The following is a 20,749-nucleotide window of genomic DNA, read 5'->3' on the forward strand; positions in this document are numbered from 1 at the left end:
CACACGTCATCCGGACCTCGACAGCCACCTGCCGATCCCAAACGGATCCGCGACGTGGTCTGGAACCACACGGCGCATCGCCGCGTTCACGGCGATCGGCGCCTCACAGCTGTCGGGATCCTGAAGCACGACTCGCCCCCCGGCCGCTTTCACGGCGTCACAGCCACGCGCACCATCGTCGCTCGCGCAGGACAGCAGCACCGCCGTCACCGAGTTGACGAGTTGAGCTGCGCTGGAGAAGACGACATCAATCGACGGACGCGAATAGCCGACCGGGGCATCCAAGGTCAGGTGTGCGCGTACGCCAGGTCCGGTTTCATACTGCTCGACGGGAGTTTGTGGCTCCTTCGACAGAATTCGGTCATTCCCCAGCAGCAGGTGGTAGCCCGCAGGTGCCACCGTAACGGCACCCGACGGGCAGGCCCACGGACTGGTGCTGGGTTCGTGCACCGGAAGCGCGGTATATCCCTGAAGCACCTGTACGAGACCGGAGTACTGGGGTGCGCGATGCAGCACCACGCAAAGCACGCGGTCACTGATGTTCTCGAGCGTCTCGAAGATGCTCTTCAACGCTTTGATTCCGCCGGCGCTGCCCCCGATAACGACGACATCAGCGGCGGACATGCTCATTCTGACTCTTGACGTAGATCCCGAGCCGACGGTCCGTTGCGGTGAAGAGTCGCTTGCCTTCAGCGGTGAGACCTTCGCGTGGGCTGATGACGAGATTGCCGAAGGGAGCCAGGCTTTCCCAGAAGAGGTGCTCGACCCTGCGCTGGAGGGTCTCCTCGAAGTAGATGAAGACGTTTCGGCACATGATGAGGTGAAACTCGCCAAACGTGCTGTCCGTGGCGAGATTATGCGAGAAGAACTCGAGTCGCGACCGCAGGACGGGACTGAGGATACAGCGCCCGTACTTGGCGGTGTACCAGTCCGAAAAGGGCCGCTGTCCTCCGCTGGCCTGGTAATTGCGGGTGGCGCCGACCATCGCATCTGCCGGATAAATGGCTGCGGCGGCAGTCCGCAACGAATCGCTGTCGATATCCGTGGCGTAAATCGTCGTCCGCTCCAACAGACCCGCTTCATCCAACAGGATCGCAATCGAGTAGGCCTCTTCTCCGGTCGCACATCCCGCGATCCAGATCCGTATGCGCGGGTAGGTTGCCAGCCTGGGCAACAAATCCGCTCGAATCTTGGAGAACACCAACGGATCTCGGAACATCTCGGTGACATTCACCGTCATCGCCGATAGGAAAGCGGCCAACAGTTCCGGTTCGCGGAGCACCCGGCCTTGCGCTTGGGAGATGGTGCCCAACTTGTGTCGTTCGACGAACGCCACCAGCCGCCGGTTCCTCGACGCATCACTGTAGTGACGGAAGTCGTAGCCGAGATAGTCGAACACGGCGTAGAAGAACGCCTCCGCCTCGATCCCAGTCAACCCTCTGGATCGAGCCGCATCCGGCTTCTCGGCGTGCTTACTCACTGGCTCTTGAGTTTTCCTGCTGCCCCCGCGGCCGGCCGGCGAGCCACACCCGGAGCACCGACGTGAGTTGATCCATGTCGACGGGTTTGGTGACGTAGTCCGAAGCTCCTGCGTCCAAGCACTTCTGACGGTCACCCTTCATCGCCTTGGCGGTGAGTGCGACGATCGGAAGATCCTGCCAGCGGTCCTCGGCCCGGATCCGGCGCATCGCTTCGTAACCGTCCATGACGGGCATCATGACGTCCATCAGCACCAATCCGACCTCTGGGTGGGCGGCCAGGCTGTCGAGCCCTTCCTGCCCGTTGCGCGCGGGTATCACGGTGATCCCGTAGCGTTTCAACGCGCTACCGAGCGAGAACACATTCCGTACGTCGTCATCGACAAGTAGGACGGTGCTGCCCTGGAGGGATTCGTCGATGCGCCTGGTGTTGGAGAGGATTTCGCGCGCCGAGTAGGGCATGTCGTTGGCCACGCGGTGCAGAAACAGTGCGGTCTCGTCCAGTAGTCGTTCCGGCGACCTAGCGTTCTTCAACACGATGGCCGACGCCAACGCTTCGAGGCGCTCGGTTTCCGCCGACGTCAACTCGCGGCCGGTGTGCACTATCACGGGCAGACTCTTCTGCTTGAGCTTGTCCTTGATCCGTTCGATGAGGTCGATGCCGTCGATGTCGGGCAATCCGAGATCGAGAACCAGGCAGTCGTAGGCGGTCGGCCCAGCCAGTTCGGCCAGGACTTGCTGACCCGTGCCGACGCAGGTGATCGCGATATCGTCGCTCTCGATCAATTGTTGGACGACAGCGCGCTGATTCGCGTCGTCCTCGGCGACAAGCACGTGTCGCGGACCAGGTTTCAGGAAATCGGCGACGGCGGCGAACATCGACCGCAGCTCCGACACGTCGCTCGGCTTCTGCAACGTCTGGATGGCGCCCATGCGGCGGCCACGTCCGTCGTCGTCGGCCCCGGAAACGACATTGACCGGGATGTGGCGGGTGGCGAGATCGTGCTTGAGGACGTCCAGAACCACCCAGCCGGCCATATCGGGCAGCCCGATGTCCAAGGTGATCGCCGCCGGCTGCCGTTGTTTCGCCAATGCCAACGCTTTTCGGCCGCTGGCGGTGGTGACGAAGTCGAAGCCTGCCTCCGTCGCCAGGTCAGCCAACAAACCGGCGAAGGTCGGATCGTCCTCCACGATCAGCAGAACCGGTTTCGCGCCTGCCGGCCAGATGATGTCCGAGATGTCCACGTCTTCGAAGCGGGTGCCGGCACCGTTTCCACCGCTGTCCGGCGAGACGGGGCCGGGGGCGGCCTCCAGGGCCGACGCCACGGACGCCTCACCATTCGATGGCAAGGTCGCCGCACCGTGGGAAACCGCCGGACTGTGCGGAACAGCGGAGTGGTCCCCGTCGCCGAGCGCATGCGCCTCGACCGGCAGATAGCAGGTGAATGTCGATCCCTGACCCAAGGCGCTGCGCAGCGTTATCTCGCCCCCGAGATTGCGAGCCAGTTCCCGGCTGATCGCCAGCCCCAGACCGGTCCCCCCGTACTGCTTCGCGGTGCCACGGCCGGCCTGCTGGAACGACTCGAAGATCAGATTGTGGTCTTTCTCGTCGATGCCGATTCCGGTGTCCACGACGGCCAGGCTCAGATAGCCATCGCCCGGGTTGCCTTCCATGTCGCGCGCACCGGACAGCTCGACCGTCACCGAGCCCTCGTCGGTGAACTTGATCGCGTTGGCCACCAGATTCTTCGCGATCTGCTTGACCCGCGTGTAGTCACTTGTGATTTCGCGTGGCGCCCGTCCCAGATGATCTCGGTCGTTCAGCACGACGCTGAACGCCACGCCCTTGCTTTCGGCGACCGGACGGAAATTGCGGTCGAGGAAGCCGACCAACTCCGCCAGATCGATCGGTTCGATCTCCAGGTGTATCGAACCGGATTCGACCTTGGCCAGGTCCAGCACCTCGTCGATGAGGTTGAGTAGGTCCTTGCCGGAGTGTTGAATCGTTTCGGCGAACTCCTGCTGCTTTTCGGTGAGCGGCTCGTCGGAATCGGCAAGGAGGCTTGCCAGGATCAGGATGCTGTTCAGCGGGGTGCGTAGCTCGTGCGACATGTTCGCCAGGAACTCCGACTTGTACCGCGACGAGACAGCCAGCTCTTCGGCCTTGGCTTCCAGAGTCTGACTGAGACGATGAAGTTCGTCGTTCTTCTGCTCCAAGGTATGCGCCTGGGCTTCGAGCCGCTCCGAACCGGCCCTCAGCTCTTCCTGCTGTGAGCGGAGTTCCTCGGTCGTCTCCTCCAGTTCGGCATTCTGCGCCGACAGCTGATCTTCGCGTTGAATCAGCTGCTCGTTCGCCGTGCGCAGCTCCTCCTCCTGAGCCTGCAGCTCTTCCGTCTGAGCCTGCGATATCTTCAGCAGTTCCCGTGTCTTCTCCGCGGACTCGATCGCACTGATCGCCACGCCCGCACCGAGTGCGATGCTCTCCAAGAGTTCAATGTCATCGTCGGAGAACAACCGGAATGCGGCGAATTCCATCACGCCAAGCACCTCGGACTCGAAGCTGATCGGGATCAATATCAACGACATGGACTCGGCCTTGCCCAATCCCGAGACGATCTCGACGTAGTCACCGGGGGCCCCGATCACCTCGATCCTGTTGCCTTCCAGGGCACATTGGCCGACCAGGCCGTCCCCCAGCCCGAACGATGTGGGTAGGTCCTCTCGTTGGTGGAACGCGTACGACGCGGTGAGGGCGAAGTGGGTGTCATCGGCTGGCTCGCGGAGGTAGAGCGCTCCGTGTTTGGCGTCGAGAGCCTGCGCTGTGCGCGATATGACAATCCCGGCCGCCGTTTCCAGGTCCGGCGCTGCCTGCACCTCGGTCATGAGGTTCGCCTGGATCTCTTTGGAACGACGCGCCTTCTCGTCCCTAGCAGCCGCGCTGGTGACGGTGCGGTGAATGTTGCGACTAGTGAAGAAAAGCAGCACAGCCAACGTCGCGACGATGACACTCGCCAATGTCCAGAGCAACGCACGGGTGGTCTGAATCGCCTGCCGCACTCGCTGACTCGCGACGTCGACCGACTCGGCCGTTTCCTGCTCGATTTGTTCCAATTGCTGTTCGAGCTGTGCCACCTGGGAGTTGAGGTCTCCCGCGGAAGCCGCGGCATCCCCCGTCGTCCGGAAGTTCTGCATGCCGGAGCGGTAGTCGGACTGAAAGGTGGCCCAGGTGGACAGCGCCTGCTGATATTGGATCCGCTGGGCGCTGTCGCTGTCGTCTGCTGCGGCTGCTCGCAGCTGGTCCTGGATGGACTTGTCGAGTTCATCGAGCTCGGCCGCGTGTCCGGCACGTCGACTGGGGTCGTCGAACAGGAATTGGTAGTACGTGGTCAGCAGTGTCTCGAGGTCGCGCTGAATCTCCATGACGCCGAGCTGTTCGAGGCGCACTGCGCTGCGCGCCTCGAAAAGGTTGTTGATCCGATTGGTCTGAATCGTGTAAAGGGTGTTACCCAAAATGACTGCGAGTATTGCGGTTCCGCACAGTACCGCCAATCTGGTCGCAAGCGTCATATCACCCTAGCTTTCGCCCGTGACTCGATTGGCCTGCGCCGCACGCCAGCTCCCCACCGCATCGGCGAGATCCGTCGCCTCGATCGGCCGGGCGTGCCAGAATCCCTGCTGCAGAACACATCCTGCCTCGGTGAGCCAGGCGGCCTGTTCGGCCTTCTCGACGCCTTCGGCGATCAGATCGATCTCCATACACGCTGCGACGGCGATCTGACCCCGGACCAGGCGCTGCGCGCGATCGCTTTCGTGAACGTCCTCGACCAACGAGCGATCGATCTTCAACCAGTTGGCGGGAATGTGTTTCAACGTGGTCATGCTCGCGTGGTCGACACCGAAATCGTCTAGGGCCAGACTGAACCCGAGTTCGCGGGCGCGATGCAGATCGGCATACGCGGGCGAGGGATCTTTGGTGAACGCACGCTCGGTGAGTTCCAGACAGATGAGTTCGGGCGCTATCCCCTTGTCGCGGTGAGACCCGATCAGGTGACTGAGGAATTGTTTGTCAAGCACCTGGGCGGGCGACAGATTCACATGCAGCTTCAGGTCGTTGCGGCCAAGCGCCACATAGTCTTCGAAGCTTCGTGTCACGGTCCACCGACCGAGCGATCCGGCCTGCCCGGATGCCTCTGCCAACGCGATGATCTCGCTCGCCGGCACCTCGTCATCGGGTACATCACAGTCGTCGGGAACCCGCCAGCGCACCAGCGCTTCCAGCCCGAACAGTTCACCGGTGACCGCGTTGACGATCGGCTGGTAAACCATGCGAAGCTCCGAGCGCGCGATGGCGTCGGACAGCTTCGCGCGCAGATGGGCGTTTCCCCGCCGCCGCGACCCCATCGACTCGGTGTACAACACACACTCGTCGAGCCGATTCTTCTTCGCCTCGAACATCGCAATATCCGCCTGAGTCAGCAACTCCTGCGGTGTGTGAGCGCTCGCGCCCAGAACGGAAATGCCCATGCTGAGAGAGGGTTGAACGGTCGCGTTCTCACACTGCACCGGTCGCGACTGCACCTGCTCCAGAATGCGATTTCCACCGGCCACCGCAGCGCTGGCGGACTCCACGTGTTCGAACAGGATGATGAACTCGTCGCCGCCTACACGGCAGACCAGGGTGTCGGCCCGTACCGCCGAGCGCAGCCGGTCTGCCACTTCGACGAGCAGTTCGTCCCCGGTTTCGTGGCCGTAGGTGTCGTTGATGCCCTTGAACTTGTTGAAGTCCATGTACAGCAGCGCCGCCAGTTCTCCGTCCTGCTGGCGGGACAGCTCGTCAAGCCGCTCGGTCAGCTGTCTCCGGTTGGGAAGGTCGGTCAACGGATCGTGACTCGCGAGATGGCTGATCACCGACTGCGCCTGCTTGATCTCCGTCAGGTCGTGGACCACCGCGGCGACGCTGAGATCGACCGAGTCGTCGATCGGTGACAACGTGATCAGAACGTCGACCTGGCGGTCGCCGTTCGCGGCAATCGTGGTTTCCAGTGAGCTCTGCCGGCGCGTCGAAAGAGCGACGTTCAATTGCTCCCGCAGCCGGTCCCGGTGACCGTCAACGGCAAGCTCCACGATGGATCGGCCGACCAACGTGTCGCAGTCCTGACTGAACAGCGCTTCGGCGGCCTTGTTGCAACTGCGAATTTCGCCCGCACCATCGACGGCGAGGATTGCGTCACCGGTGCCCTGCATCACGGCGGCATACTCGGCCTGGACCCGGAACAGGGTTGCGTTCGAAATCGACAATGCCGCTACCACTGCTACTGCGCGGAACAGTGCGACCTCGGTGTCGGTGAACGGCTCACCATCGGGTCGGCCGACGCACAGGGTGCCGACGAGCTCGCCCCGCGCCGTCAACTCCTCGACCAAGACGAGTTGATCCGTCGGGCTTGGCTTCCGGTCGGTGACCTTCTGAGCAAGCCACTCGTGCGGCCGCTCGCACTTTCGAAGCGACTCCGGGCGCGCGAACGAATCGTCCCAACCGTCCCCGGAATCCGGCAGGCGCAGCAGGCAATCGCCCCTGATCAACTGGCCCAACTCGGTGACGATTGTCTTTTTCAGGGAGGCCAGATCGACGGTCTGTTCGGCGAACAGATTGGCCAGCCTCGCCCGTGCGCGCGCGGGGGCCAACTCCTCACGGTGCCGAATTTCAGCGGCGCGGGCCGCCTGCAGTTGCTCCTCGTGAAGCTCGGCGGCCTCGCGGTGGAGCCGGGCGAATGACCGATCCAGCTCCAGCAACGCCTTGACCTTCGCGTACAACACCGCCCGGGAGACGGGTTTGACGAGGAAGTCGACCGCGCCCAGGTCATAGCCTCGGTCCAGATCGCCGGCATCGGCCTGACCGGTCAGGAAGATGATCGGTGTCGACGCCAGTTCCTCGACGTCTCTGATCAATTGCGCGGTCTCAAATCCGTCCATTCCGGGCATGTTGACATCGAGAACGATCACCGCCACCTTGCGCTGGAGCAGCACGGTGAGCGCCTCTTCCCCGGAGCCTGCCTGGACGACCTCACACTTCAGCGGGGTGAGCACCGTCCACAGCACATCGCGCAGCCGGGCGTCGTCATCGACGACCAGGACGGTCTGCATGCTGTCGACCGGGGTGGGCTTCGGCGCGGAGCTATCGGTCAGCGTGGACATGGTGCACACCTCCCCGGGCAGCCACGGGGCGCGCACGGCAGCTTCTGTCCGCGCAGGTCTCGGTGAGACATCTAGCCCCCTTCGACCAGCCCAAAGACAGATTTCGACCACAATAGTTCGGTTGGCCCGGGAAGGGACCGAAGCGGACGGAACGACACGAATTCGCAAGTTTCGCCGAACCACCAGGTAGACAGGACTCGATGGCTAGCAACATCCCGAGCACCACCCCTGGCAATGATGTGGACCAGCGGCTGCGCCCACAGCCGTCCGCCGGCTATGTCTATCGCACCTCCTGGGCGGTGCCGACCGGCGATATCGGCGACCAGCTGCAGCTGCGCCTTGACGGGGTTGCCCGCTATATCCAGGAGGTCGGCGCCGAAAATCTGCTCGATGCCGGCGAGGCCGAGGCGCACCCGCACTGGCTGGTCCAGCGCACCGTGGTCGATGTCATCGAGCCGATCGAGTGGCCCAACGAGGTGTCGTTCAGCCGCTGGTGCTCAGCATTGTCGACGCGCTGGTGCACGATGCGCGTCGATCTGGTTGGCAGCGAGGGCGGTCGCATCGAGACCGAAGGTTTCTGGATCGCGATCAACGAACGCACCCTGACACCCCAGCGGGTGTCCGACAGTCTCATCGACAAGTTCGCCAGCACCGCAGACGAGCACCGCCTCAAATGGCGGCCGTGGTTGACCAACCTCGACGAGGCCGACGTCGTTAGACCATTCGCGTTGCGTCGCACCGATATCGACGTTTTCGAGCACGTCACCAACACCGCCTATTGGCATGCCGTCCACGAAGTGATGGCCGAAGTACCCGACGTCTGCCGCGCGCCGTATCGCGCGGTGGTCGAATATCGCCGGCCGATCCAGTACGGCGAAGACGTCACACTGCGGTGGGCCCGACGCGGCAACGACGTGAACATCGCCATCGCTGTCGGCGACGGAATCCGTGCCGCCGCATTGCTGCGCAAGCTGCCGTGAGCGGCTGTCGCGGGTGAAAACGCCGACAGACCAGTTGCTGCGGTGTCAAGGTAGGTCCGATGTCTCGACGATTTCTCGGCGTGCCGCTCTCAGTGGCCGTGCTGGCCATCTGGCTCGCGGCCGCACCGGCGGCGGCCGGTGACGAGTGCAGCGTCATCCTGCCCGCGAGTGATCAGCTGGAGACGGTGCTCCATGCGGTCACTCCCGAAGGGACACCGTCCTATGTGGCCGGCCAGGTGCGAAAGGCGGTTTCGCCGCTGTACGGCTTGAGAAGTCCGGCGGCCATCGATCTCCGGATCCGGTCAGACATGCTGGCGGCTCAGATCGACAACAGCGATCCCTATCGACCGGCGAGTCCAGACCTATTCGTCCGCGACCTCGCCGCCGAGAGACAACTGCTGGCCGGGGCCCGCGCATTCTGTGGACGCTAGGTCCGTCGTTCGACTAGCTGCCCGGACCCCAGATTCGAACCGACAGACGTTCTGCGCCAGGCCAAATGGCGTTTGCCGCCGGTGATGCGCAGAAGGCCGCCTCGGCTTGGCGGATGGTCATGCCGACCGCGTGGAGTCCGTCTTCCTGGTGGGCACGGCAGATGACGGTCAAGACCTTGCGGGTATGCGGGTCGACTTCCTGAGCTTCGATGGTCAACACCACGACAAGCGTGTACCCCGCGCCGGTCGGTAGATAGAAGGTGAGATCGCGGCTGACCAGACCGCCGCCGTTGACCACCAGATAGCCGTCCCCGCTGGGATATGCGGCCTGTCCGACCATCTGCGTACGCTCGTAATGCCAACGGTCCCCCGGCGCGCGCCAGGTTGCGAAACGCGTATTTGGGCTGCCGTTGAACAGGTTTCGCGCGATCGGGATGATCAGCTCTTCCCGACCGTCGGCGTCGACATCCTCGAGCCCGACACCTCCAGGGCTTGACGGCTCCAACAGTTCGTCGATCGTCTGCACGACCTCTCCCGCCGGGTCGGTCACGGTGACCTTCACCGCCCGTGGCTGCGGCAAATCGGGCACAGAAAAATACGTGACGGCGAAATCTAGATCACCGGAGCGCAGGGAGCAGTCGACGTGTGGCGACGTACCCTCCGGACTGATGATCGGGATGGCCCGCGGGCACGGCGGCAGAGTGGGCTCAGCGACGGCGGTCGGGCACGCCGTGCCGATGGTCGCCATCGCCACGACGCCGACCAGTGCTGACAACCGCTTCACGAGGTGTGCCTACCGCTGCGGCGTCGGCTTGGTGGGACTCGGAGATGCGGGCGGGGGCAGTGCGGGAAGCTGTTGTTCCGCTGGGGGTTTACTGCCTGTCTCAGGCCCGATGTCGGCAACCTGCCAGGCATCGTTCACCTTGTTCACGGTGACGCGCAGCAGGATGATCGACACCTTGGGCGTCGGGTTCTGCAGGTTACGGGTGGTCTGGTGGGCCGACACCACCACCCGATAGGAACCGTCGGGCTGAAGGATGGGATCGGTGGCCAACACTTCACCGCTGGAGGTGACCTGCGCCTCCAGCATGACGGCCTTGAGCAGCTCGCTGGCGTTGACGTACTTGTCCTTGAGTTGCTGCGACACACCGTCTTCCACGGCGCGGAAGAAGGCGTCCGGATCCTCGTATGTGTAGTTCAGCGACTTCAGCGCATAGTCCTTGGCGAGTTGGGCCGCTTCCTCGCGATCGGCCTGGCTCTGCCGTAGTTGCTCGAGTTGGCTGGTGGCCTGTTGGTACTTGATGAAGCCGAACACGCCCCCGCCCAGCACCACCGCGAGCAACACCGCTGCGACCCATGGCCAGGGCCCGCTGGACCCGAGTGGCGACTTGGCGTCGCGATCGGCTGCCACCGCGGTGTCCGTTTCGGCCGTGTCATCGGCGTCGTCACGGTCTGTCGCCGTTTTCGGCGGGGACTCGTCTGAGGCCCCAGCGTCGCTAGCGTCGCCAGCATCGCTGTCGTCTCCGTCGACGGTCGAGTCGGTCATGTCAGCTTCTTTCATTGCAGTCGCTTCGCCCGGACTCATTGGTGCCATTCGGGCACGTTGAGTTGGACCCGCACGCTGCCAGTATCGTTGAACGTCGATTCCCAGAAGTCGAGCCAGTGCCCGGCGTCGATTTTGATGTCGTGCAGCGGTTTGAGCGCAGGCTGCAGCACGGTGGCGAAAGCGCCCAGCGGACCGGCCAGCATGTCGAGGTATTCGTCGAGCTTCGCGACCAGGACGGTGACCGCATCGTCGGGGCCGAGCACGCCCATTCCGGCGTGTGAAATGTTCTCGATCTCGTGGATCAGCTGCAGGAACGCCGGCACCGAGCGCGGTAGCTGATTGCCTGTCTCACTGATCACCTGACCGGCGTTGAGGTCGCCCAGGTTGGTGGTGAGGGCCGAGACATTGTCGACCAGAGTGGCCAGCAGGGCCTTGTCATCGTGAATGACCTCGGCGGTCAGGCCGGCGGTGGTCGCCAGGGAGTCGATGGTGTCGTCGTTGTCGGCCATCGCCGCAGACACTTCGTTGATGATGGCGTGGATCTGGTCGAGGTCGAGCGCGGTGAACAAGACATTGACCTTGGCGAGCAGGTCACTGGCCGTGACCACCGGTGCGACCCGGTCGGCGGGAATCACTGACCCGTCGCTGAAGTAGGGCGGCGCAATGAGCTTCGGTTTGAAGTCGATGTACTGTTCGCCTGCAGCGGAGAGGTTCTCGATGCTGATCGGGCTGTCGGCCGGGACCTCGTGCTCGTCGTCGAGTTCGATCGAGACCGCCAGGCCGGTGCTGGTGGTCTGGATATCTGACACCCGACCGACCTTGATGCCGCGCATCGTCACCTCCGACGTAGGCATGAGGCCGGCGGAAGAATCGAGCAGAAGGGTGAGTCGGGTGACCTGTTTGGCCGGACTCACGTCGAGCACTCCGAACGACATGTAGACGGCACCGAGCAGCGTCATCACCGCGAGGATGACGAGCGTGGTGCGGGCGCTGAATTTCACGGCGGCAGCAGTCCCATCGTTTGCATCGCCTCGACCGCTGCGTCGGCCTTGTCCGCGGGGTCGACGCCCTCCTGCCCGGTCGGTGGGTGAAGTCCGGTGATCGTGAATTTCGGCCCGCCCTTGCGGAAGAACCCGAGGAGCTTGTAGCGCAGGAACGCGACGAACTTGTCGGCGAGCACCGGGATCGTGGTGTCGACGGTGGCCATCGTTCCGACCATCGGCGTGAGGTAGGAAAGCATCTGCATCAGATCACCGGCGACCGGGTTGATCAGCTCCGCGTTGAGAGTGCCGATATCACGCGAGCTGTTGACCACGTTCAGGGTTGCCAACGTGATCTCCGACAGGCCTTCGAGCTTCGCCGGGCCTTCGGTGACGAGCCGGTTGAACACCGTGGTGTTCGCCGCCATTGCGGTGCTGATGTTCTCCATGCTGGAGAGCATGCCGTTGATGGTGTCCTGGTTGGCCGCAAGGTCGTTGAGCACTCCCGCGACGGTGCGCTGCATCCGGGTCAGCTCGGCAGGGTCATCCGGGAAGGCCTTGTTGACCTCGACCACGGTGGTTTGCAGGGTGCCGATCGCGCCGCCGCCCACCAGGTTCGACATCGACCGCAGGAGGTCTTCGACGTTGTCGGCCGGGGCGGTGTTGCGCAGCGGGATGGTATCGCCGTCGCGCAAGGTTGCCCCCGAACGTTCTTCTGGTGGAAGCAGCGCGATATAGATGTCGCCCAAGGGTGTGGCCTGGCGCAGTTCAGCACGGGTGTTGTCGGAAAGCGTGGTATTGCCGGCTATTTCGACGTACGCAACCGCAGTGTTGCCTTCGAGCTGAACATGGTCGAGCACACCGACCTGCACTCCACCGGAGTCCACCTTGGCGCGGGCAGGCAGGTTCAGCACGCTGGAGAATTCGATCTTGATCTTGTAGGCATCGTGTGCGGTGAAGGCGCCCGGGACCGGCAGCCGGGTCGGATCCAACGAACATGCCGCCGCCGCGCCGACCACCACTGCGGCCAGCAGCATGGCCCGCAGCACGCGAATAGCACGTCGTCCGGTCATCCGAACGCGGCCCCCAGGACGAGATCGGTGAGACCGAGGGTCACCGGATCTGAACCGTTGCCCGACGCGCACGCCGACGCGGCACCGGGGATGTTGCGCTGCGCCAGCGCCTGGCAGATCGCACCGGCCTGGGTCGGGGCGATGGCCACCTGCGGCGGAATATAGGTGACGTTGTGGGTGCCCCACGCCGGCTCGTAGATATCGGCCATCCAATTGCTGAACTGCGGCCACGAATTGATCATGGCGAGGATGGCGGGCCTGTGGTTGTTCAACAGGTCCCGCAGCCACGAGACCTGCGAGCCTGCGGTGTTATACATCCGCGGGCCGAACCGCTGCATGGCGTCGACCAGGATCGGCAGCGAGTGCGACAAGTAGCTCAGGGACCCGGCGAAATTGTCCGAAAGGCCCTCGATCAACTTGGTCGTCTCGGGAAGCGTTCGGATGACCGATGCGAAGCTGTCCCAGTTGTTGAGGAAGTCCGACGTGAGGATCTCGCTGTTCTCGAACAGCCGTCGGTAGTCGGCGTCGGCCTTGTACGGGTCGCCGAGCATGGTGACCAGACTGCGCATCGTCTGGTTCAGGCCGGGGCCGGTGCCTTCCAGGGAACGGCTCGCCGCGCTCAGGCTGTCGTTGATGGCTCGCACACCCTGCGCGTTGGACGGGTCCTGACCGGGTTGGGATCCGATGACGGCGTCCGCGAGGTTGCCTATGGCAGAGAAGGTTTCGCTGATGCTGATCGGGGTCTTGGTCGAATCGAGCTTGATGCACCCCGGGCCGGTGAACTTGGGTCCGGCGGTGTAGGCCTTGGTCAGCTCGATATGGCGATCGGTCACGATCGACTGCGAGTACGTCACCGCACCGACATCAGCGGGCAGGTCGAGATCAGCCGGAATGGTGAACTGGACCTCGACATGGTCGGGCCTGTTCATGATCGCGGTCGTGGAACCGACTTCGATGCCAAGCAGCGCCACCTTGTTTCCTGGGTAAAGCCCTACCGCATCGGTGAATTCGGCGCACATCGCCCGAGTGTTGCTGACCTTGGGCGTCACGACCTTGGCGCCCATCACCGCCGCGGCCACGACGGCGACCACGACGGCTGTCGCCGTCGCGATCCCCAGCGGGGAACGCAACCGTGCGCGGATAGACGACAGCCCGGCCATTTCAGCAGTACCTCATGATGTTGGGCAGGCACAGGTCCTGCCCGGGAGCCAGTCGCACGTCGCTCTTGTCGAAGACAACCCCGTTGCCGCTGAGCATCGGCACCACGATGTTGAGGGTCTGACCCAGGCCGTCGAGGGCCATCCCCCACCGTTCCGGGTGGGCGGCAAGCGTGTCGGTGATGTCTTCGAGGCCCTCGGCGATCGGTGCGACCTCCCGACCGTAGAACACCGCGACGCGGTCGAGAACGCGGGCCAATTCCTTGAGCAGGCTAAAGAACTCGACGATATCCACCGCCCTCGTGGTGTACATCCGACCGAGCGTGGCGAACTGCTCGACGAGCATCATGAGCTGCGCGCGGTCGGCGACCACGGCGCGCAGGCCGTCGTTGACGAAGTCGAGACTGCGGTGGAAGTCGCCGGTGGACGCGCTCATCGAGGTGGTCAGAGCATTCGCCGACGAGATGAGGTCACGCACCGCGTCGGGATACTTGTTGGCCGCGTTCGCGACCTCGGTGAAGGTGTCGTGGATGACGTCGCCGTCCACCTCTTTGATCACCGGTGTGGCCGCCTGGATGATGTCGTTGACCTCGAACGGCAGCGTTACACGGCTTGCCGGAATGACCTTGCGCCCCAGCGGCATAGCCCCCTTCGGATCGAGCGATATGTAATGGCCGCCCAGCGGGGTCAGCAGTTTGACGTCCAGGGTGGAGTCCGAGCCGACCATCACCGAACGCTCGACGTCGAACTTCATCTCGACGACCGCACCGTCGAGTCGAACACTGGTGACCTTGCCGACGGGTATGCCGGCGATGCGCACCTGATCGTCGACGCGCACTCCGGCCGAGTTGGCCATGTGCGCGGTATAGGTCGTATGACCCGTCGGATTGAGGTAGGCCATCGCGGTGACGGCCAACGACACAACGATGACGAGGACCCCGATGACGCCGTGCCGACGATGGCGCGAGGCGGCGGCACGTTCGTCGAGCACCCCGCGCCGCCCGCGCAGCCCTGCGCGCAAGGTGGTGAGTCGGTTACGCCACGTCATCGACACACCACCAAGTTCTGATTCGCGAACGACACCAAGCCGATCCCCGGCAAGGTGACCTCTCCGTTCGAGCAGACGAAGGTCGGCTCGGCAGGCTGCGCATCCACCAGCCAGTTGCGCATCCCCTGGATCAACGACGGCGCCAAGGAGAGACCCGCGATGATCGTCGGGGTCTGCGGCCACATGCGGCTGACGAGGTCGTACAGCGGAACCGTCGTGCCGTCGAAGGTGCGCTCGGTGTACTGAAGGAGATGGGTCATGGTTCGCAGCCCGGGCAGCTGGGTGTCCAGCGCGACATTGAACTGCTCGCCCACGGAGGCGAACCTCGCCAGCGCATTGTTGAGCTGGGTGATGAGGTTGAACAGTTGCTGCGACTTGCCGCCCAGATCTTGAGAGATCGCACTGAGATTGCGGATCATGACGGTGATGACCGCCTGACGGTCTACCGCCAACTTCGCGATGAGGTCGAGGTGATGAAGGAAAGGGCCGATGCCGGATTCATCACCTTGAATCAGCCGCAGCAGGTTTTCACCAAGGAGATTGAACTGGGCGGGATCAAGGGTTTGGAATATCGGCTGAAAACCGTTGAACAACTTGGCGACGTCGAATGACGGAATCGTCTGGCCCAGTGGGATCGTGCCGCTGTCGGTCAACCGGCTGTCGGGCTCGGCCGGCTGGACGAGTTCCACATAGCGCTGCCCGATCAGCGTCTGATAGCGCACGGCGGCAACGGTGTTGGTGAACAGTGGGTGATCTGATTGTGCCGTGAAATCCACCTTGGCGATCCGGCCGTCGAGGCGGACCGCCTCGACCTTGCCTACCTGGACTCCGGAGATGCGCACGTCGTCACCGACGTAAAGCCCTGACACATCGGAGAACTCGGCGGTGTAGCGCGAAAGCTTTCCACTGACGGGACTGCGTAACGCGGTCAGTACGACGAGTGTGCAGACGGCGGCGATCGCGGTGAAGATCGTCAACCACGTCACGGATTTGGCGACACTTCTCATCGGCCGCCGCCTTGGGGGATGGTTTCGGGCAAGGGCAGCGCCGCCGCCAACCCCGGCATGGTGTCCAGCGTCAGTTCGAGTTGCATGCGAACCTTGCCGTCGACGATCGGAAACGCCGCGCTGGTGCGGTCAAGCAGGCCCGAAAGCCGGTCATAGGCCGGCGCGAAGCTGCCCTGGAAGTACGACATCGGCAACAGCACGCTCGTCATCGCGTCGATAATCGGGACGAGCCACGACATGTTCTTCGCGAGAATCTCGGTGGCATCGAAGAGCAGCTTTGTGGTCTGCTCCATGATCGTGTTCATTCGCTCGACCCCGTCGGGGTGGGCGAGAAACTCCATCCCGTTGAGCAGGTCGTAGGCCAGCCCGATGAGCGGCACCGAGTCGCTGACACCGTTGATCACCGAAGCGAACACCGAAAGCGACTGCGAGAAGGGAACTCTCTGCGAGTCGGACAGCATCTTGATCAGGTCGAAATAGGACCGGGTCACCGGGTGCGTGAGGTCGGAGTGCCGCCGCACCACCTCGATGATGTGGTCGACGTCGGGCGAATCGATGATGTCGCCGAACTTCTGGCCTTCACGCAGCAGTCCGGTGATGGACGTGGACCGCGCACTGGTGTCGACCATCAGCGTCTGGTTGGGGCGCAACCGCGGTCCGGTCCCGCTGCTCACCAATTCGACGGCGGCGAGGCCGAAAGTGTTGGAGGACATGAAATTCGCCGTCGTATCGGCGGTCAGGACCGCCGCCTGCCGCGGCTCGAGCTCCAGCGTGATCTTCTGCTTGTTGTATCCGATCGTCTGCAGGCTCTCCACCGATCCGATGGTCAATCCGCGGAACTTCACCTCCGCCCCCGGCGTCAGCCCCTCGCCCAGCGTGTCGGCAAGCACGGTCAGTTTGAACGTGTCGGCGAGGCCGCCGGTGCCCAGCTGAAAGAGCACAGTGCCCGCGACACCCAGGATCACCGCGGCGATCAGGCCGCGAATCCGCAGCGAGCGCGAACTGAGCGCGCGTACGCCTTGATCGGCAGATGGCGGTGGATTGAAAGAGAGCGGCATCCGCTACCCCGAGATCCGAATGCCTGCGCTGTTGCCCCAGAACAACAGCGTCAGGACCATATCGACGGCAACGACGGTGACGATGCTGGCCCGGATCGCACGGCCGGAGGCTCGGCCGACACCTTCGGGACCACCGGAGGCGTAGTAACCGTGATACGCGTGGATGACGATGATCAGCGTGACGAAGATGGCCGCCTTCAGCACCGAGAACACCACGTCGGACGGCTGGATGAACGAGCTGAAGTAGTGGTTGTAGGTGCCCGACGATTGTCCGTGCAGCACGTTGACCACCAGTGAGCACGACACATAGCTCAACACCAGGGTCACGATGTACAGCGGAACGATGGTCACCATGCCGGCGAGGACGCGGGTGGTCACCACGAATGGGATCGACCGGATACCGAGGGCTTCCAGTGCGTCGATTTCCTCGTTGATCCTCATGGCGCCGATCTCGGCGGTCATCCGGCACCCGGCCTGCGCGCCGAACCCGATGCCCGCGATCATCGGTGCCATCTCACGGGTGTTCGCATAGGCGGATACGAAACCGGTCAACGGGCCCATGCCGACCATGTCGAGGGCCCCGTACCCTTCGATTCCCACCGCACCGCCGACAGCCGCCCCCATGAGCACCAGGACGCCGATGGTGCCGCCACCGACGATGAGCGACCCGTTGCCCCACATCACGTCCACCAGCAGCACCCCGGTTTGGTGACGGTAGTGCCGCAATGTGTGCGGTATCGCGGCGATCACCTGGGTCAAGAACGAGAGCTGGTGACCGAGGCGCTGCAGAAGTGAGTCACCTTGGCCGATGATCCACCACGGGGCCCGCAGGATGCGGGGCAGATGTCGTGACGGCTGCGATACCCGGGCCATCGGCTCAGCCCACCCTCAGCGGCATGGACATCGAGACGCCCTGCGTGATGATCAGGTTGAGGATGAACACCGCGACCACGCCGATGACGACGGAGGCGTTCACCGCATCCGCGACGCCGCGCGCCCCGCCTTTGGCCTCGAGCCCGCGCTGACAGGCCACGAGGATCACGACCATGCCGAAAAGCCAGGTCTTGAGCATGGCGACCACGACGTCGCCGACGCTGGCGAAGGACGCGAACGAGGCGATGTAACTGCCGGGAGTGCCGGACTGGAAGCCGACATTGATCGCGTAGCCCGCCGCCAGCCCCATGAAGATGATGAAGGCGCACAACACCGGCGCCACGAGCACCATCGCCGCCACCCGCGGGGCGACCAGCCGCTGCACCGGGTCGACGCCCATGACGCGCAGCGCATCGACCTCCTCACGAATGGTGCGGGAGCCGAGGTCGGTGGCCACCGCCGAACCGGCCGCACCGCCCAACAGAAGGGCGGCCACCATCGGGGCGCCCTGCCGGATGACCCCCAGTCCCCCGGCGGCACCCGAGATCGACGAGGCGCCGACCTGCTGGATGAAACTGCCGACCTGCACCGCCACGATGACCCCGAACGGAATCGACACCAGCAACGCGGGTATCGCCGTCACGCTGATGATGAACCAGGCCTGATTGATGGTGTCCCGCCATGGGTGGCGCAACCGGATCAGATCCACGACCAGGTAGCGGAACGCCTGCGAGGCCAAGTCGAAGAAGCGGCCCAACGTCTGCAGCGAGGAATCGGACTTGGCAAGCCCGTACCGCAGCGGCCTGCTCAGGACCGTGGGGAGTCGACGGCCCGTCGAAGTGTCTTGCTGATCCTCATCCGTGTCCCGGTTCGGGCTGAAGGTCACCACGAGATCGGCGACGTCTGCGCCGTTGCTGGTGGCGCCCGCGTCGATGTCGGGAAGTCGATCGACTTCCACGCCATCCGCTGCGCCGGCCCCCGTCGCGCGATCCACCCTCACGGTCAAACGTTGGTTCCCCCAGCACTCGGAGACGACGATTCCCCAGTACGCAAGCCTGGGCTGCTGTGCGCTTCACCAGAGGTGCCGAACTGCGGGTGTCCGTTTGCAGTACTAACTGCCCGCTCCGAACAGCCTATGGGTCTGACGCACGCGACAATTAAACCCAGTTGGCGGGCTTTGCGGGGGTGGTTTGAGTGGTTGGGCAGGTACCGCCGGTCACGGCAGCGGCGCACTCCACGTCAACTTGGTGCCACCGGTCGGCATCGGTTCGACGATGAACGACCCGCCCACCTCTTCGGCGCGCTTGCGCAGGTTCCTCAGCCCGCTTCCGGTGATCTCCCCCTCGATGCCGCAGCCGTTGTCGGTGACCTCGATGGTCAAGTCGTCCCCGACCCCGACGCTGACCGCGATCGAGGCGGCCTGAGCGTGCCGGACGGCGTTGCTCACAGCTTCTCGGACAACGGCTTCGGCGTGGTCGGCGAGCGTCGCGTCGACCACCGAAAGCGGTCCCGTGTATTGCACAGTGGTGCGAATTCCTGCGGTGGCGAACTGGGCGACGGCTTCGTCGAGCCGCTGGCGTAGCCGGGTCACTCCGGATGACGACCCGTGCAGGTCGAAGATCGCCGTCCGGATGTCCTGAATCACCTGTTGCAGGTCGTCGACGGATTCCATCAGTCGCTGCTGCACTTCCGGCGCCCGCGCCCGCGGGATGGTGCCCTGCAGCGCGAGGCCGACTGCGAACAGCCGCTGGATGACGTGATCGTGCAGGTCACGGGCGATGCGATCGCGGTCGCTAAGGATGCTCAGCTCCCGCATCTGGCGCTGTGCGCTGGCCAGCTGCCAGGCCAGAGCGGCCTGGTCGGCGAAGGCAGTCATCATGTCGAACTGGTCGGAACTGAACCGCGGCGCCCCGACCGGTCGCAGCGCGACCAGCACGCCGGCAACTTCGTCGCTGGCGCGCAAGGGTAGCACCAGCGCCGGACCAGTCTCCGTCGCATCCAGCACGATACGGTCGAACCGGCCGGGTATGCGCTGGCGGAATGCCTCTCCGATCGGTGTTCCCTCCACCGGTACGGATTGCAGCGACTCCCCAGTGCCGTCCCCAGAGATCGCGGCGACGACGAGCTCGGTCGTCTCGGTGACGGGCAGATCCGCGTCAGCTGGAACGGCGACCAGCGTCAACTGGGCACCGCTGAGATGCCGAGACTCGTCGGCGACCATCCGGAACACCGTGGCGGGATCGGTCCCCGCCAAGAGCTCGGTTCCGATATCGCGGGTCGCCTCGATCCACGACTGTCTGGTCCTGGACTGTTCGTAGAGCCGGGCGTTGTCGATTGCGATGCCCGCCGCGGCCGCCAGCGCTTGGACCAATACCTCGTCGTCCTCGCTGAACGGCAGCCCGTCCGCCTTCTCCGTCAGGTACAGGTTTCCGAACACCTCGTCGCGAGTGCGCACCGGTACGCCGAGGAACGTTCGCATGGGCGGATGGTTCGGGGGGAATCCGACCGACGACGCGTGGTGGGAAATGTTGTCCAGGCGAATCGGTTTCGGATCGTCGATCAGCACCCCGAGTACGCCACGGCCCTCCGGTAGGTGGCCGATCAACTCACGCGTCTGCTCGTCGATGCCTTCATAGATGAACTCGACCAATTCGTGGTCGTGGCCACGTACGCCGAGGGCGCCGTACTGGGCATCGACGAGCTCGATAGCCGTGTGCACGATCGTCTTCAGGGTCTCATCGAGTTCGAGACCCGAAGTGACGACCAGCATCGCCTCGACCAGACCGTCGAGGCGGTCTCGACCTTCGACAATCTGCTCGACGCGCTCCTGTACCTCTGTGAGCAGCTCCCGCAGCCGCAACCCCGAAAGGGTTTCACGCACCCGCGGCGCGCGTGGCTCAGCGCTCGCCCCCGGCCCATCGGTCAC

General features: G+C 64.0%; 17 protein-coding genes. 2 read left to right on the forward strand and 15 right to left on the reverse strand.

The annotated features are described in order from the left end of the window. Positions 1-6 precede the first annotated feature (6 nt). Genes H7J93_RS14215 through H7J93_RS14230 form a run of 4 tightly spaced genes read right to left on the reverse strand, consistent with a single transcriptional unit; the run spans position 7 to position 7,670 of the window. Positions 7-624, reverse strand: a complete 618-nt coding sequence (locus H7J93_RS14215; protein WP_267306905.1) for a chemotaxis protein CheB — start codon at positions 622-624, stop codon at positions 7-9. Continuing rightward, complete coding sequence (locus H7J93_RS14220; protein WP_267306906.1) at positions 611-1,480, reverse strand: CheR family methyltransferase; 870 nt, start codon at positions 1,478-1,480, stop codon at positions 611-613. The genes H7J93_RS14215 and H7J93_RS14220 overlap by 14 nt, the downstream gene beginning before the upstream one ends. Further along, positions 1,473-5,045, reverse strand: a complete 3,573-nt coding sequence (locus tag H7J93_RS14225) for a response regulator (RefSeq protein WP_267306907.1) — start codon at positions 5,043-5,045, stop codon at positions 1,473-1,475. The genes H7J93_RS14220 and H7J93_RS14225 overlap by 8 nt, the downstream gene beginning before the upstream one ends. 6 nt (positions 5,046-5,051) lie before the next feature. Then, entirely contained in the window at positions 5,052-7,670 is a 2,619-nt protein-coding gene (locus tag H7J93_RS14230; RefSeq protein WP_267306908.1) for a two-component system response regulator, read from the reverse strand. 200 nt (positions 7,671-7,870) lie between these two features. Here H7J93_RS14230 and H7J93_RS14235 point away from each other — a divergent pair, with 200 nt between their 5' ends. Then, a complete protein-coding gene (locus H7J93_RS14235; protein ID WP_267306909.1) occupies positions 7,871-8,650 on the forward strand; it encodes an acyl-[acyl-carrier-protein] thioesterase in 780 nt (259 codons plus the stop codon). Between the two features lie 59 nt (positions 8,651-8,709). After that, the gene (locus H7J93_RS14240) at positions 8,710-9,081 is read left to right on the forward strand and encodes a hypothetical protein (protein ID WP_267306910.1); all 372 of its coding nucleotides are present in this window, start codon (positions 8,710-8,712) and stop codon (positions 9,079-9,081) included. A gap of 13 nt (positions 9,082-9,094) precedes the next feature. On the opposite strand, the gene H7J93_RS14245 is transcribed toward H7J93_RS14240, so the two are convergent. The 11 genes from H7J93_RS14245 to H7J93_RS14295 form a co-directional block, all read right to left on the reverse strand. Continuing rightward, positions 9,095-9,829: a hypothetical protein gene (locus H7J93_RS14245; protein WP_276021987.1), complete on the reverse strand. Its 735-nt coding sequence runs from the start codon at positions 9,827-9,829 to the stop codon at positions 9,095-9,097. Positions 9,830-9,874: 45 nt separating this feature from the next. Then, positions 9,875-10,627, reverse strand: coding sequence for a hypothetical protein (locus H7J93_RS14250; protein ID WP_267306912.1), 753 nt, complete (start codon positions 10,625-10,627; stop codon positions 9,875-9,877). A 35-nt stretch (positions 10,628-10,662) separates the two neighbouring features. Then, positions 10,663-11,628 carry an MlaD family protein gene (locus H7J93_RS14255; RefSeq protein WP_267306913.1) on the reverse strand — a complete coding sequence of 322 codons (966 nt, stop codon included), beginning with the start codon at positions 11,626-11,628 and terminating at the stop codon, positions 10,663-10,665. Next, on the reverse strand, positions 11,625-12,680 hold the full coding sequence (locus H7J93_RS14260; protein WP_267306914.1) for an MlaD family protein: 1,056 nt from the start codon (positions 12,678-12,680) through the stop codon (positions 11,625-11,627). Before H7J93_RS14260 ends, H7J93_RS14255 begins: the two co-directional genes overlap by 4 nt. Next, positions 12,677-13,840 (reverse strand): MlaD family protein, encoded by a 1,164-nt coding sequence (locus tag H7J93_RS14265; RefSeq protein ID WP_267306915.1) that lies wholly within the window; start codon positions 13,838-13,840, stop codon positions 12,677-12,679. The genes H7J93_RS14260 and H7J93_RS14265 overlap by 4 nt, the downstream gene beginning before the upstream one ends. A gap of 1 nt (position 13,841) precedes the next feature. Next, the gene (locus tag H7J93_RS14270; RefSeq protein ID WP_267306916.1) at positions 13,842-14,885 is read right to left on the reverse strand and encodes an MlaD family protein; all 1,044 of its coding nucleotides are present in this window, start codon (positions 14,883-14,885) and stop codon (positions 13,842-13,844) included. After that, the gene (locus H7J93_RS14275; RefSeq protein WP_267306917.1) at positions 14,882-15,892 is read right to left on the reverse strand and encodes an MlaD family protein; all 1,011 of its coding nucleotides are present in this window, start codon (positions 15,890-15,892) and stop codon (positions 14,882-14,884) included. Before H7J93_RS14275 ends, H7J93_RS14270 begins: the two co-directional genes overlap by 4 nt. Continuing rightward, positions 15,889-16,950, reverse strand: coding sequence for an MlaD family protein (locus H7J93_RS14280; RefSeq protein ID WP_267306918.1), 1,062 nt, complete (start codon positions 16,948-16,950; stop codon positions 15,889-15,891). Before H7J93_RS14280 ends, H7J93_RS14275 begins: the two co-directional genes overlap by 4 nt. Before the next feature lie 3 nt (positions 16,951-16,953). Beyond that, positions 16,954-17,823, reverse strand: a complete 870-nt coding sequence (locus H7J93_RS14285) for an MlaE family ABC transporter permease (protein WP_267306919.1) — start codon at positions 17,821-17,823, stop codon at positions 16,954-16,956. A 4-nt stretch (positions 17,824-17,827) separates the two neighbouring features. Next, positions 17,828-18,634: an MlaE family ABC transporter permease gene (locus tag H7J93_RS14290; RefSeq protein ID WP_276021989.1), complete on the reverse strand. Its 807-nt coding sequence runs from the start codon at positions 18,632-18,634 to the stop codon at positions 17,828-17,830. A gap of 405 nt (positions 18,635-19,039) precedes the next feature. Further along, a complete protein-coding gene (locus H7J93_RS14295; RefSeq protein WP_267306920.1) occupies positions 19,040-20,749 on the reverse strand; it encodes a sensor histidine kinase in 1,710 nt (569 codons plus the stop codon).

Source organism: Mycobacterium barrassiae (genome assembly GCF_025822765.1).
In the GTDB taxonomy this organism is placed as follows: domain Bacteria; phylum Actinomycetota; class Actinomycetes; order Mycobacteriales; family Mycobacteriaceae; genus Mycobacterium; species Mycobacterium barrassiae.

Excerpts from the sequence above, each read along its gene's own strand:
- H7J93_RS14265 (WP_267306915.1), bottom strand. The coding sequence starts at position 13,840 with ATGGCCGGGCTGTCGTCTATCCGCGCACGGTTGCGTTCCCCGCTGGGG.
- H7J93_RS14245 (WP_276021987.1), bottom strand. The coding sequence starts at position 9,829 with ATGGCGACCATCGGCACGGCGTGCCCGACCGCCGTCGCTGAGCCCACT.
- H7J93_RS14240 (WP_267306910.1), top strand. The coding sequence starts at position 8,710 with ATGTCTCGACGATTTCTCGGCGTGCCGCTCTCAGTGGCCGTGCTGGCC.
- H7J93_RS14285 (WP_267306919.1), bottom strand. The coding sequence starts at position 17,823 with ATGGCCCGGGTATCGCAGCCGTCACGACATCTGCCCCGCATCCTGCGG.
- H7J93_RS14215 (WP_267306905.1), bottom strand. The coding sequence starts at position 624 with ATGTCCGCCGCTGATGTCGTCGTTATCGGGGGCAGCGCCGGCGGAATC.
- H7J93_RS14260 (WP_267306914.1), bottom strand. The coding sequence starts at position 12,680 with ATGACCGGACGACGTGCTATTCGCGTGCTGCGGGCCATGCTGCTGGCC.
- H7J93_RS14275 (WP_267306917.1), bottom strand. The coding sequence starts at position 15,892 with ATGAGAAGTGTCGCCAAATCCGTGACGTGGTTGACGATCTTCACCGCG.
- H7J93_RS14270 (WP_267306916.1), bottom strand. The coding sequence starts at position 14,885 with ATGACGTGGCGTAACCGACTCACCACCTTGCGCGCAGGGCTGCGCGGG.
- H7J93_RS14250 (WP_267306912.1), bottom strand. The coding sequence starts at position 10,627 with ATGACCGACTCGACCGTCGACGGAGACGACAGCGATGCTGGCGACGCT.
- H7J93_RS14225 (WP_267306907.1), bottom strand. The coding sequence starts at position 5,045 with ATGACGCTTGCGACCAGATTGGCGGTACTGTGCGGAACCGCAATACTC.
- H7J93_RS14280 (WP_267306918.1), bottom strand. The coding sequence starts at position 16,950 with ATGCCGCTCTCTTTCAATCCACCGCCATCTGCCGATCAAGGCGTACGC.
- H7J93_RS14230 (WP_267306908.1), bottom strand. The coding sequence starts at position 7,670 with ATGTCCACGCTGACCGATAGCTCCGCGCCGAAGCCCACCCCGGTCGAC.
- H7J93_RS14235 (WP_267306909.1), top strand. The coding sequence starts at position 7,871 with ATGGCTAGCAACATCCCGAGCACCACCCCTGGCAATGATGTGGACCAG.